Raw genomic sequence first — 13,451 nt, 5'->3', positions numbered from 1 at the left:
AACCAATCCAAATCAAGACCAATCCGTGGCGCGATCAGGCGCAGACCGGCCTGATGCGTAGCCCGGACAAGGTAGACTGAGCCATGTTCAGCTGTAGTCAAAGGAACCGTACGGATCAATGAGTGAGAACGAGCCCACGCCAATGATTGAGGGACGCTACCGCATCGTGCGCAATATCGCCGAAGGCGGTATGGCCACCGTATACGAGGCGGTCGATGAGCGTCTGGGCCGTACCGTGGCCATCAAGGTGATGCATACGCAGCTCGCCAAGGGTCCGCATCGCGCGCAATTCGTGGAGCGTTTCCGACGCGAGGCCAATTCCGCCGCGGCCATCGCCAATCCACACATCGTGCAGGTATACGACACCGGCGAATTCAACGGCCTGGATTTTCTGGTCATGGAATACGTCCATGGCATCAATCTGCGTCATGAAATGAACGTTCAGGGCACATTCTCCGTCCGTGAGACGTTGCGCATCGTCGCCGAGACATTGGATGGACTGGCCTCCGCGCATCGCGCCGGAGTGGTGCATCGAGACATCAAGCCGGAGAACATTCTCCTCAACGACCGCGGCCATGTGCAGATCACCGATTTCGGTCTCGCCAAGGCAGCCAGCCAGGCCACGTTGAGTTCCACCGGCATGCTGCTCGGCACGGCAGCCTATCTTGCCCCGGAAATGATCGAAGCCAATCAGGCCACACCACAGGGCGACCTGTATTCCGTGGGCATCATGGCATGGGAGATGCTGGCAGGCAAAGTACCGTTCGATTCCGACAACCCGGTGACGCTGGTCTTCAAACATGTGCATGAGGACGTGCCGTCCATCGCCACCGTCTGCCCCGGCATCGACCCCTCTGTGGCGGCGTTCATCTCTCATCTGACTGCGCGCGCAGTCGAAGCGCGGCCCAAGAATGGTTTGGAGGCCGCTTCCGAACTGCGCCAGTTGGCGGCCAAACTGCCGATGGAGGCATGGCAGTACCGCCTGCAGACGGAGTCGCCCCATGCGGAACGCGCCGATGCCACTCTTCCCGCATTGGTGGGTGCCATAGGCGAGAACGCGGAAAGACTGACTGCCATGCAGCCGGCTCCGCCCGCACCACCGGTGGCACAGTCAACGAATCCGGCGCAAACACGTACAGCGCAGCCGACTGCGGTACAGACAACAAATCCGGCACCTACGACTGCAGTGCCGACGACTGCATTGACACCTGATCCGGGCCGTACCGCCATCATGGCGCAGACCGGGACCACAACGGAACCGACACAGGCATTGAGTACCGGCAATGGCACCGATTCTCCCTCCTCTGGCAACGGCAATGCCGGCAGTACGTCGCCAGACAATCCGGCATCAGGCACTCTGGTCTCCCCTGCCGACTCCCCTAAGAAGAAATCATCGAGGCGCAAGGTCATTCTCATCGTCATCCTAGTGACGGCACTGATACTCGCTGGCATCGGCGGAGGCGCCTCATGGTGGACCTTTGCAGGCCCTGGCAGCTATTGGAGCGTGCCCCAGCCTCAAGATGCCTCCTGTGCCGAAGCGGACACGCAGTGTTCACTGTCGGGCACCGAGTGGTCGGCCTATGAGGACCTGCTCAAATCGGCGGGCATTCCCTATGAGACGTCGCAGGAGTACAGCGATTCCATAGACAAAGGCAAGATCATTTCCGCGTCAGTGGACAATGCGGAGGCGTTCGTCAACAGCCATGTGTCGAAGCGAAATGGGCAGAAGCTTGAGATCGTCATCTCGAAGGGCCCACGCATGATCACCATTCCGGACGATATCATGGACCCCTCATCGTCCCATGGCAAGGATCCGATCGCCGCTCTGCAGAGTGCCGGTTTCAGCAATATCGTCCACGATGAATCCGGCGACCAGTATTCGATGGATGTCCCTGAAGGTGCCGCATTGAGCATCTCCCCCGACCCGGGCACCACGATGAAGCATGATGCCACAGTGACCATTACCCTGAGCAAGGGACCGATGCCGGTCAGCATGCCGGATGTAGTAGGCAAAACCAAGGATGATATGACGGCGTCCTTCGCTGAACTCAAGCTCACTGCGAACATCACCGAGCAGTACGATGACAAGATCGCGGCAGGCACGGTTATCTCGACCTCGGTCAAACCCGGAACCCAGCTCAAGTGGGGCGATAGCGTGGACGTGGTGGTTTCCAAAGGTCCGGAAACCACCGTGCTGCCGAACGTGGTCGGCATGACCTACGATGAGGCGGCCAAGCAGCTGGAGAAGCTCGGCTTCACCGTGAAGAAGTCCGCCCCCTTGGGCGATCTGACGCATGAGGTCCGCATCCAGAGCCCCAAGGCCGGCGAAACCGTGCGCCTTCGCGACGAGAACGGCAAGCCGACCGTCATCACGCTGACCGTGGTGTGAGGTTCGTGGCTTTGCGAACGCCTTCGCCAGCCTTCTGCGCCTCCTTAGCGGCCTTCAGCTCGGCTTTGACCTTCTGCGCGTATTCGTCAACGTATTCCTGACCGCTCATCTCGCGGATCGCCGCGGAAACGCGGTCGGTCAGTTCGCGCAATTCGGCGTGGGTGATCTCATCGGCGGCCTTCCTGGAAACCTCGATCGGCTTGCCGTACTTGACCTGCGTCTTGCCCTTCTTCGGAATCGTGGTGCCAATCGGCTGCAGCTTGTCCGAACCGATCAATGCCACCGGTACAATCGGGCATCCGGTCTCCAATGCCAGTCGGGCGACGCCGGTGTGTCCTTTATACATGCGGCCGTCGGGGCTGCGCGTGCCCTCGATGTGGATGCCGAACAGGTGACCGTCCTCGATGATCTCTCGCGCGTGCTCAAGCGCACCAAGCGACTTGTTGCCGCCGGAACGGTCCACCGGGAACACACCCACTGACGTGAACCACCACTTTTTGAACTTGCCCTTGATGCCCTTGCCCTCGAAATACTCGGCCTTGCCCATGAAATGCACCATGCGCGGGCAGGTGATCGGGATGAGCGCATCGTCGATCACCGCCAGATGGTTGGCTGCAATGATGGCGCCGCCGGTACGCGGCACATTGTTCAGGCCGGAAACAGTAGGACCGAGATGGTGACGGGCGATGGGACCAAAGACCTTGACGAAGAACCAGTAGAGCACGTGGCATTCCCCCCTTCACACGGACGCCGGCCATTGGCCGACCGCCTGATTAGAGTGATAGTTATGACTGATAACCACAATAGCAATGGCGACGGAGAGCACCCAACATCCACGCCGGACGACGGGCAGCACCATGTCGTGCCTGGACACGGGGATGACACGAGCAACGACGTCGGCACCGGCGCCAACGCAGCCGGCTACTCCCGTGATGCCGCTCCATCCGGGCAGCATGGCCTCGGCAATCTGGATGAGGCCTGGGCTGCATTCGAGGCCGAGCATAAGGCCGACCTCGATGATGTCGCCTCATCGCGCCAGGCGCGGAAGTTCGAGAGGCAGGCCAAACGCCGCGAAAAGGAGGCATTGCTGTCCGTGGACGATCTCGATGCGGCAGCGTTCACCGATGGCGTGAGGCCTTTCCATGAGCGTATGCGTGGAGGTCAGAGAAGGCGCGAGTCCCCGGGTGCCGGCCCCCGCGATTTCACCGGTTCCAGCTGGCTGGACACGGATGATGTGATGGACCGGTACGATGACGGCGGCTTCACTCCCCCGAACCCGGAGCTCGGGCCGTTGCACGCTTCGACGGTGTTGCTTGTCGCGTTGCTGGTGATTGGCCTGGTCGGCATGCTGACGATGATCCTGGTGCCGGCTTTGTACAGCATCCCGTTGATCAGCGCACTGTTGAATATTGCGTTCGGCCTGTGCACCATACTGGGGTTGGGTGGTCTCATCGTCAAGATTCTCAATCGTAAGAACCGTCCCGGAGATAAAGGCGGGTATTTCGATGATGGAGCACGGGTCTGAGTGCACCTGACTGGACAGGATGACGCCGCATCGAGGATGACTATCATCTGCCCGGTAAACAGCTGGGGGGCAACGAATTAGCTCGTTGCCCCCCAGTTTCGGTATGGACGATTGCTGCGGTAATCGCCAAGCCTGCGCGTCAGCGTGTCACGCCTTGGACTTGGCAGTGGCCACCCACTTGTCGAGCAGGGCCTGGGCCTTGCCGGAGTCCACGGCGTCCTCGGCGAGCTTGTAAGCTTCGCGGAAGCGTTCGCCCAGCGTGCCATCGCCCACCAGATGACCGTCGGCAACGATGGCGGATGCGGCATTGAGCAGTGCGGTGGTGCGGGCCGGGATGTCCTTGCCGGCCACGAAATCGCGGAAGGCGGCAGCGTTGGCCTCGGGCTCGCCGCCCTTGAGATCGGCGACGTCGATCTTGGCGAGGCCGAGCTCCACGGTCGGGTCGAATTCGGTCTCGGTCACCTTGCCGTCGCGGATCTCCCACACGGAGACCGGGCCGGTGGGGGCGAGCTCGTCCATGCCCTCATGCGAGGTGTAGACCATGCCGGACTGGCCGTTGGCGGCGTAGACGGCGGCCATAATCGGGCTCATCTCGCGCTTGGCGCAGCCGATGGCCACATGGGCGGGCTTGGCCGGGTTGGTCAGCGGGCCCAGCACGTTGAACACGCACGGAATGCCGAGCGCGGCGCGAATCGGGCCTACGAAGCGCATGGCCGGGTGGAAGGTGCGGGCGAACGCGAAGGTGATGCCCACCTCGTCTCCGACCTCGCCAACCGCCTCGGGCTTCAGGTCCAGCGGGAGACCGAGCGCTTCGAGTACATCGGCGGCACCGCACTTCGAGGAGGCGGCGCGATTGCCATGCTTGACGATCTTCACGCCCGCGGCCGCGGCGGCCACCGAGCCCATGGTGGACAGGTTCACCGTGGCGAAGCCGTCACCACCGGTGCCCACGATGTCGGTGGTCTCACCGGAGACGTTGAGTGGCACGGCGTGCGACACCATGGCCTTGGCCGCGCCGGACACCTCCTCGGCAGTCAGCCCCAGCTGCTGCTGGAGGGCGAGCGTGGCACCCACGGCGGCGGGATTGGCGTTGCCCTTCATCAGATCATCGACGAACCATTCGGATTCCTCGGCGCTCAGGTGGTCTCCCCCGACCAGCTTGGTGAGAATCGACTTCCATGTGATCTCGGCCATTGTTCCTCCTTGGCGCACTCGCGCCCGATAATCAGTGACGCGGCCCATTGTAATGGCCGTATATTGCGTCTCCGTCCGGTTCTTTCATATTGCAGAACGCGAAAGGCTCCCCGCTCGATGCGGGGAGCCGACCCGTCGCTCACTGCCCGATGCCGGGCAGGACGTAGGTGAACTGGACGCGGTCTACGGCGGTGTTGGCGGGGGCGACGAACGAATGCACTTTGAAGCCCTTGCCGAGTTTCTCGTCGATGGTCTTCTGCAGTTCGTCGAGCACCTTGTCGTCCATGCCCTTGACGGAGTCGGCGAGCTTTCGGGCGCCGTCATCAAGCTGACCGGCGCCTTCTGCAGCCGAGGCCGCGCCCGAAGCGAGGCTGTGCGCGCCAGAGTCCGCCGCAGCGGCTCCGGTGGCGAGGCTGTTGGCGCCATCACGCGCGGATGACAGGCCCTTCGCCAGCTCCTCGGCACCGGAGGCAGCGGATTGCGCCCCCGTGTTGAGCTGTCCGACGGCGGCGTGCATCGATGCCAATCCCTCGGCCAGTTGCATAAGGGACGCCTGCATGGCCGCGGAGTCCGCCGACGATCCGTTGGACGAACCGTTCACCTTCGCGTCGAGCTGATCCACTCCCCCGCGCAGCTGGCCGATGCCGGAGGAGATGCCCGCGTAACCGTCAAGCGCCTGTCCGAGCGCCTGATACTGCCCTTTGGCGTTCTCCACCTGCACCATAGCTGTCACGGCCTTGTCGAGCGCCGCGATGGCCTGAGTGTCGCCGGGATTCTGCTGCACGGCGGCCAATGCCTGGGCGTACGCCTGTCGAGATGCCGTCTCGGCCGCATCGATGTCACCGCCGACCTGTGCGAGGATCGTCTGCTGACCGCCGGCGAGTGCCTGACGGTACTGCCCATCCCCTTGCTTCAGGGCGTCCGACCCCTGTTTGAGCGTGGTGACCCCTTGACTCAGCGCCGTCATCTGTTCGGGCAGTCCCTTGACACCGTCGCTCATGCTTCCGCTGGCGTCGTACAGTTGCGCCAGTCCGTCGGCCAGCTGCCGGTTGCCCTGCGCAAGCGTCCCGGCGCCTTGGGCGAGCGTTTCCGTTCCGCCGGCGAGGGATTGCGCGCCGCGGTTGAGTTCGGCGGTTCCGGTGGCGAGCGAACCGATTCCCCGGCTCAGTTCCCGGTTGCCTTGGGCGAGGGATGTCGTGCCGTCTGCCAATTGCACGGTGGCGTCGCTGAGTTTGCCGGTCTGCTCGGTGAGCTGGGAGGTGTCCTGATCGCGCACGTCCAGCGCCATGTCGAGGCTCATCGCGGTGATCTGCCATCCGGAGCTGGTGAAGTCCTTGGCTTGGCCGCGGATGGTGAATGTTCCGGTTTCTCCGGGCAGGACCATGCCGGAGACGACGGTGTTGCCACCGGACTGGGCGAGGGCAGCGTCACCGGCGTCAGTGATGTCGAACGCTTCCTGCGGGAAGGTGCCCTGTGCCTGAATCACATAGGCGTCGGCGAATTCCCGGGTCGCCTTGTCGGCCGATTCGTTGGGCGCGATGCGCAGGGTCATGGCGAGTTCGCCGTCAGCTCCGTCCAGTTTCTCGGCATCGACGGCCTTGCCGTCCAGCGTGTAGTCGACGCTGACGTTCCAGGGCAGTGCGGTGTCGGCCTTGAGGTCGCCCTGATAGTAGAACGGCTTGTCGTTGAGGGTGGTGATGTTCACCGTGCCGTTCTTCTCCTCGAGTTTGGCGTCGGTGGTGAGGTTCGTGACTTTGGTGTACGAGCCCGGGTCCTGGACGGTGCGTGGCTGCCCGGCGTCGAAGGTGTTGACCACGTATATGCCGGAGACGGCGCCGTCGGCCTTGGCCTTGATGTAGACGGTCTCGTCCTTGCCGCTCCCCTCTCCACTATTGCCCCCATTGTTCGCCGAAGTCACCGCCCGTGGTGTGCGCGGATGCTCGGGCTCGTCCGCGGCATTCGCCCGGGACAGCGCCGGAACCGTGAGGAGCACGGTCGCGAGGAATGCGGCGATGGTGGGCGCGAGGATTCTCCTGACCGTCGTGTGTCGACGCTCGGTGATGGTGCTTGAGGTGTTGGCGTTCACGTTGTCGTGATGGGTGTTGGTCATGGTCATCGTGTGATCTCCTTCGTGGGATGAGTGGTGTGGGTGGCAGGTTGGTCATTGGGGGTATCGGATTGCGTGTCGGATGGCGTGCCAATGGTTTGCGCATCTGTATTTCTGACATTCATACGCGCGTCATCGCGGAAGCCCAGTCCGATCGAGGTGCGTCGTATCAGCCCGTCGGATACGCGGAACAGCCATGGCAGCAGCAGGAACATGAGCAGCATCGAGACAAGGGCGCCGCGGGAGACGAGCAGACCGATCTCGCTGATCACGCCGTTGGATGCGATGCGCCACACGGCGAATCCGGCGCTGATGAGGATTGTGGCCGAGGTGAGGATTGTAATCGCGGAATGTTGGATGGACAGGCGAGTCGCCTCACGTGGCTCGTGCCGTCGTCGTTGGTCCAGATATTCGCGTGTGTAGATGATGCCGTAGTCTACGGCGGCTCCGAGCTGTACGGCCTCGATGACGAGGTATCCGATGTAATTGAGGGTGTCACCGGTCACGTATGGCACGGCGAGGTTGAGCCAGATCGAGATTTCGATGGCGAGCAACACGACGACCGGAATCGCGATCGACCGGAACACGATGAGCAGCACGAGTGCGATGCTGCCGATGGAGAACAGACGCACCTTGCCGCTGTCGGCGCGCACCACGTCCCTCAGGTCGTAGGTGCTGTGCCGACCAGCCGGTAGTCGTCGCCGTAGTGGCGGGCGACGGTGTCGCGCACTTCAGGCACGAGCGCGTAGGCGTCCTTCGATTCGGTTTGCACGTCCATCGACACGACGAGACGTGACCATCCATGCGAGATGAGCTGGTCCAACTGATCGCCGGGGACGATGGCGGTCGGCATCGCCCTGCCGGCCATCGTGATATACGAGGTGACGTCGGTGACATGAGGAAGCCGTTCGACGTCGTCGATGACGGCTTGCTCATCCGCCCATCGTCCTTCGGGGACCATGATGACCCACGTCTCCGAGCGGCCGAAGGCGTCGTTGATGTGGTCTGCGTCGGATTTGAGCCGACTGCCCGGCTGCACGAAATCGGCTGCGCCGTAGATGAAGTCGTTGCGCTCCTGCGCCACATAGGCGGGAACCGCGGCGATGAGGATCGCCAGCGCCGCCGGCAGAGCGATGTGTATCGCAGCATTCGCGAACCGGGAGAACGAGGGCATGAGATACCGGTGTTCCAATGCGTTCAACGGCTTGAGGAACATGAGTATCAGGCAGGGCATGAGCAGCATGATCGACAGGAAGCTGAACACGATGCCCTTGGAGAGCACGATGCCCATGTTCACGCCGATGCCGAATCGCATGACCGTCAACGAGAGGAATCCGAAGAAGGTGACGGCCGCCGAGCTCAGGATCACCGTGAAGCTGCGGATCATGGTCTCGGCCATCGCCTCGACCGGCGTGGCGCCGGGCATCTCCTTCTCCACTCTGCGGAAGGTGTGCAGCAGTACGATCGCGTAGTCCATCGAGACGGCGAGCTGTAGGATTGCGCCACAGATCTGGCTGACGAAGCTGATCTCGCCGAGCACGATGTTCGACCCCATGTTCATCACGATCGCGACGCCGATGACGATGAGGAAGATCACCGGTTCGAACCACGAGTGCGAGGTGATGAGCAGGATGCCGATGACGATCGCCACGGCGATGGCCATGATCAGCATGATCTCCGTGGCGGTGGAACCCTGCGCCTCGGCCGTGGTGACGCCGTCGCCGGCCATCGTCACGTGCGTCGCATGCGCCTGTTCGGCCACGGCCCTGGCCTCGGGCACAGCGTCGACCAGCTTGGACGAATCGATGGTCAGCTGGTAGAGATACCCCTTGTCCGTCTTCCAAGAGGAGACGGTATCCGCGTCCTGGATCTCCGCCGGCGTCTTGGTGTCGACGACCGAGCCGAGCCACATGACCTCATCGACGCCATCGACATCAGCCAGATCGTCGGCAAGACGCTCCGCCTGCACCGCGTTGATTCCTTCGGCGTACAGTCGCGCGTTCGGCACGCCCGCGTCGAAGGATGCTTTCATGTCGTCGAGCGCGATGACGGACGGCGCGTCCTTCGGCAGGTAGTCGGCGAACGAATAGTTGACTTTGACCTGTGGATAGGCGATGGCCCCGAGGACCGTCAGCATCGTGAAGACGATCACCACGATGATGCGATGCCTGAGAAAGCCGTTGATGATCCGTTGCACCGGATACCCCCTGACAGTTTCCTTACAGTCGTGTGTTTTACTACATCTGTTGTCTTACGGGGTATCATTATTGGAGACGTCGGATCGCCCTGCAACCATCAGCTTGGACGCCTTCCGATGGATATGCTACGAATATGGCCGACACCTGTAGGAAAAACGACAATGAACACTAAAAATGACGTCAAAATGGATCGTCGAACACGGCGTACGCGTCTTCTTCTGCAGGAGGCGCTGCTACGCCTGCTGGCCGACAAGCCCTTGAACAGGATCACCGTCACCGAACTGACGGAACTGGCCGATGTCAACCGCGTCACGTTCTACGCGCATTACCACGATGTATACGACATGTTCGACCAACTGCGGACCGACCTGATTGACATGTACACGGACATGACATATCGGCACACTCAGGAGATGTGCAACGGCGACTACCGTCCGTTCATCCGCGAGGTCTACATGTCGTTGGACGGGCGGGAGCAGCTCCTCTCGCTCCTGTCGACGCCGTCCGGCGGCAATCTGTACGCGGACATCATCGATGCAATCTCCAAGGTCTGCACCGAGACGGTCGCGCCGCAGATCATTCTGGGAATAGGAGGTCCCGTCGGTGCCGCCATCGGAACCAACGGCGTGGCCGCCACGGGCGATGCGTCCGGCACTGGCGAGACGACGAGTTATCGGACGACGGTCGACCCGACGATGGTCGACCCGACGATGGCGAAGACGCTCAGCGACTACCAGTTCGGCTACATCGCCGGAGGCGTCGTGAACATGCTCAAGGACTGGTTCCGTCGGGGCAGGCGGGAGTCCATCGATCTCATGGTGAACATGACCTCGAACCTGATCTCGCATTCAGGGCGCGAGGTCTACCGGGAGAATCTGAAACTGCTCAATGAAACGACGGAAACAGCGGGAACTCGCTGAGCGGATACGGAAAACCCCGCCAATTCACCGTGTGAACCAGCGGGGCTTGTTTCATCCGTGCAGGGCAATCAGCTCACTGCTCGTTCTGGCCGTGGCACATCTTGTACTTGCGACCGGAACCGCACGGGCAGGGCGCGTTCTTGCCAGTGCCTGGGAAGGTGCGGCCGTCGGCCCACGGGGTCTTCAGCTCTTCGCTCTTCGGACGCTTGGAGACCGGGACCTTGCCTTCGGCGTGGCTGATCGGAGCCGGACCGGCCACGGGAAGCGTAGCCTCGCCGGATTCGGATGCGGCGGCGGACTCGGCGATGGCCTGCTTCTCGGCGGAGTCTTCGGATTCCTCTTCGGACTCGCCTTCGGCAGCCTCCTCCTCGGTCTCGCCGTCCTCATCGGGGCCGGCGGCCACGGTTGCGGCGGGTTCGGAAGCCTCAGAGGTTTCGGCGACGCCGGTGGCACCTTCGGCGGCGGCCACGGCGGCGTCCTCGTCATCGGTGGAGTTCGGATCCTGGGTGGCGACGACCTGCTTGACATCGATGTGGAACAGCAGCTGGACGGACTCCTCCTTAATCGCCTCGATCATGGAGTTGTACATCTGGAAGCCTTCACGCTGGTATTCCACCAGCGGGTCGCGCTGGCCCATGCCGCGCAGGCCGATGCCGTCCTTCAGGTAGTCCATCTCATACAAGTGCTCACGCCACTTGCGGTCGAGCACGGCAAGCACCACACGGCGTTCGAGGTCACGCAGGCCGGATTCGCCGATGGTCTTCTCCAGCTCGTCGTACTTGGTCTTGGCGTCCTTGACGATCAGGTCGCGCACGGCCTCGATGGCCTTTTCGCCCTTGAGATTGCCCGCAGCCTCCTTGGCCTCATCGGCGGTCACATCGGTGGGCACCACGGTGTTGAGGGCCTTGAACAGGCCTTCCCAATCCCAGTCCTTCGGCTTGTCGGAACCCTTTTCGGCACCCTTGATGTAGGACTCCACGGTGTCGGCGATGAAGCGCTCGATATCCTCGTGGATGTCCTCGCCCTTGAGCACGGCCTGACGCTCGGAGTAGATGACGGTACGCTGCTTGTTCATCACGTCGTCGTACTTGAGCACGTTCTTGCGGATCTCGTAGTTGCGGGATTCCACGGCCTTCTGCGCGGTGCGCACGCCCTTGGTGACGGACTTGGATTCGATCGGCTGGCCTTCCTCCATGCCCTTGGCCATGACCTGGGCCACAAGCTGGGTGTTGAACAGACGCATCAGATCGTCTTCCAGGGACAGGTAGAAGCGGGATTCGCCCGGATCGCCCTGACGGCCGGAACGGCCGCGCAGCTGGTTGTCGATTCGGCGGGACTCGTGGCGTTCGGTGCCGAGCACGTACAAGCCGCCAAGCTTCTTGACTTCCTCATGCTCGTCCTTGACCTGCGCCTTGATCTCGTTCAGGGTGCCAGGCCAGCGCTTCTCGTACTCCTCCGGGGTGTCCTCGGGAGAGTAGCCTTCGGATTTCAGCTTGGCGTCGGCGAGGAACTCGACGTTGCCGCCGAGCATGATGTCGGTACCACGGCCGGCCATGTTGGTGGCCACGGTGACGGCGCCCTTGCGGCCGGCGACGGCCACGACGGCGGCTTCCTTCTCATGCTGCTTGGCGTTCAGCACCTGATGCGGGATCTTCGCCACATCGAGCAGGGTGGAGACAACCTCGGAGCTTTCCACGGAGGCAGTACCGAGCAGCACCGGCTGGCCGGAGGCGTGGCGCTTGGCCACATCCTTGACGATGGCGGCGAGCTTCTCCTTCTTGGTGCGGAAGATGAGATCGTCCTGGTCCTTGCGGATCATCGGCTTGTTGGTCGGGATCGGCAGCACGCCCAGCTTGTAGGTGTTCATGAACTCGGCGGCCTCGGTCTCGGCGGTACCGGTCATGCCTGCGAGCTTGTCATACATGCGGAAGTAGTTCTGCAGGGTGATGGTGGCGAAGGTCTGGTTCTCGGCCTTGACCTCAACGCCTTCCTTGGCCTCGATGGCCTGATGCAGGCCCTCGTTGTAGCGACGGCCCGGCAGGATGCGGCCGGTGTGCTCGTCGACGATGAGCACCTCCCCTTGGGTGACCACATAGTCCTTGTCCCTGATAAACAGCTCCTTGGCCTTGATGGCGTTGTTGAGGTAGCCGATCAGGGCGGTGTTGGCCGGCTCGTACAGGTTGTCGATGCCGAGGAAGTCCTCGACCTTGGTGATGCCCGGATCGAGGATGCCGACGACCTTCTTCTTCTCGTCGACCTCATAGTCCTCGTCGCGGGCGAGCTTGAGGACCAGCTTGGCGAACTGGCGGTACCAACGGGTCACGTCGCCTTCGGCGGGGCCGGAGATGATCAACGGCGTACGGGCCTCATCGATCAGGATGGAGTCGACCTCGTCGACGATGGCGTAATGGTGGCCGCGCTGCACGAGATCGGCTTTCTCCCAAGCCATGTTGTCGCGCAGGTAGTCGAAGCCGAACTCGTTGTTGGTGCCGTAGGTGATGTCCGCGTTGTACTGCTTGCGGCGCTCCGGCGGCTTCTGTTCGGTGATGATGCAGCCGACGTTCATGCCCAGGAAGCGGTAGATGCGGCCCATAAGCTCACTTTGGTAGCTGGCGAGGTAGTCGTTCACGGTGACCACGTGCACGCCCTTGCCTTCGAGTGCGTTGAGGTAGCTCGGCAGTGTGGCGACCAGGGTCTTGCCTTCACCGGTCTTCATCTCGGCGATATTACCCCAGTGCAGGGCCGCGCCGCCCATGAGCTGCACGTCGAAGTGACGCTGTCCGAGGGTGCGCTTGGAGACTTCTCGCACGGTGGCGAACGCCTCGGGCATGATCTCGTCCAAGCTCTTGCCATTATCGATCTGCTGTTTGAATTTCGGGGTCTGAGCCTTGAGCTCGTCGTCCGACAGGGCGGAGATCTCGTCCTCCAAGGCGTTCACTGCCTTGGCCACGTTCTCGAGCTTCTTGATCTGACGGCCTTCGCCCATGCGCAGGGCTTTGTCAATGATATCGACCACTGGGTTCTCCCTTGATTGGTTTCGGTGGTTCCGCATATCAGGATACCGCCACGTGGCAAGAACCACGCATTTTTTCGACCAGATTACGAAAAAGCCGCCTCC

9 protein-coding genes are annotated in these 13,451 nt (G+C 62.2%); 3 read left to right on the top strand and 6 right to left on the bottom strand.

Translation table 11 applies throughout. The features are described from left to right. Window positions 1-118: 118 nt before the first annotated feature. A complete protein-coding gene (locus tag BREU_RS06220) occupies window positions 119-2,389 on the top strand; it encodes a Stk1 family PASTA domain-containing Ser/Thr kinase (protein ID WP_044088868.1) in 2,271 nt (756 codons plus the stop codon). On the opposite strand, the gene BREU_RS06215 is transcribed toward BREU_RS06220, so the two are convergent. Beyond that, window positions 2,370-3,113 carry a lysophospholipid acyltransferase family protein gene (locus tag BREU_RS06215; protein WP_044088867.1) on the bottom strand — a complete coding sequence of 248 codons (744 nt, stop codon included), beginning with the start codon at window positions 3,111-3,113 and terminating at the stop codon, window positions 2,370-2,372. The two genes, BREU_RS06220 and BREU_RS06215, sit on opposite strands and share 20 nt — an antisense overlap. A gap of 63 nt (window positions 3,114-3,176) precedes the next feature. On the opposite strand from BREU_RS06215, the gene BREU_RS06210 reads away from it, so the two are divergent. After that, complete coding sequence (locus BREU_RS06210) at window positions 3,177-3,914, top strand: hypothetical protein (RefSeq protein ID WP_044088866.1); 738 nt, start codon at window positions 3,177-3,179, stop codon at window positions 3,912-3,914. A 147-nt stretch (window positions 3,915-4,061) separates the two neighbouring features. On the opposite strand, the gene trpD is transcribed toward BREU_RS06210, so the two are convergent. The 4 genes from trpD to BREU_RS06195 all read right to left on the bottom strand — a co-directional run bounded on the left by trpD (window position 4,062) and on the right by BREU_RS06195 (window position 9,412). Beyond that, window positions 4,062-5,108, bottom strand: a complete 1,047-nt coding sequence (trpD, locus tag BREU_RS06205; protein WP_044088865.1) for an anthranilate phosphoribosyltransferase — start codon at window positions 5,106-5,108, stop codon at window positions 4,062-4,064. 139 nt (window positions 5,109-5,247) lie between these two features. Then, window positions 5,248-7,224 (bottom strand): hypothetical protein, encoded by a 1,977-nt coding sequence (locus BREU_RS06200; RefSeq protein WP_044095860.1) that lies wholly within the window; start codon window positions 7,222-7,224, stop codon window positions 5,248-5,250. Beyond that, window positions 7,221-7,868, bottom strand: coding sequence for an MMPL family transporter (locus tag BREU_RS11275; RefSeq protein ID WP_052382053.1), 648 nt, complete (start codon window positions 7,866-7,868; stop codon window positions 7,221-7,223). The genes BREU_RS06200 and BREU_RS11275 overlap by 4 nt, the downstream gene beginning before the upstream one ends. Window positions 7,869-7,876: 8 nt before the next feature. Further along, entirely contained in the window at window positions 7,877-9,412 is a 1,536-nt protein-coding gene (locus BREU_RS06195) for an efflux RND transporter permease subunit (RefSeq protein WP_052382052.1), read from the bottom strand. Window positions 9,413-9,574: 162 nt separating this feature from the next. Between BREU_RS06195 and BREU_RS11270 the strand changes: the two genes are divergently transcribed. Next, entirely contained in the window at window positions 9,575-10,333 is a 759-nt protein-coding gene (locus BREU_RS11270; RefSeq protein WP_152598572.1) for a TetR-like C-terminal domain-containing protein, read from the top strand. Window positions 10,334-10,406: 73 nt separating this feature from the next. On the opposite strand, the gene secA is transcribed toward BREU_RS11270, so the two are convergent. Further along, the gene (gene secA, locus BREU_RS06185) at window positions 10,407-13,349 is read right to left on the bottom strand and encodes a preprotein translocase subunit SecA (protein WP_044088862.1); all 2,943 of its coding nucleotides are present in this window, start codon (window positions 13,347-13,349) and stop codon (window positions 10,407-10,409) included. Window positions 13,350-13,451 lie beyond the last annotated feature (102 nt).

Source organism: Bifidobacterium reuteri DSM 23975 (assembly GCF_000741695.1).
Lineage (GTDB): Bacteria > Actinomycetota > Actinomycetes > Actinomycetales > Bifidobacteriaceae > Bifidobacterium > Bifidobacterium reuteri.
Note: the sequence above shows the minus strand (reverse complement) of the source record. Positions and strands in the feature narration are given on the sequence as shown.

Bases quoted from the DNA above. Each gene is read 5' to 3' on its own strand.
- BREU_RS06220 (WP_044088868.1), top strand. From the start codon at position 119: ATGAGTGAGAACGAGCCCACGCCAATGATTGAGGGACGCTACCGCATC.
- BREU_RS06210 (WP_044088866.1), top strand. From the start codon at position 3,177: ATGACTGATAACCACAATAGCAATGGCGACGGAGAGCACCCAACATCC.
- trpD (WP_044088865.1), bottom strand. From the start codon at position 5,108: ATGGCCGAGATCACATGGAAGTCGATTCTCACCAAGCTGGTCGGGGGA.
- BREU_RS06200 (WP_044095860.1), bottom strand. From the start codon at position 7,224: ATGACCATGACCAACACCCATCACGACAACGTGAACGCCAACACCTCA.
- BREU_RS11270 (WP_152598572.1), top strand. From the start codon at position 9,575: ATGAACACTAAAAATGACGTCAAAATGGATCGTCGAACACGGCGTACG.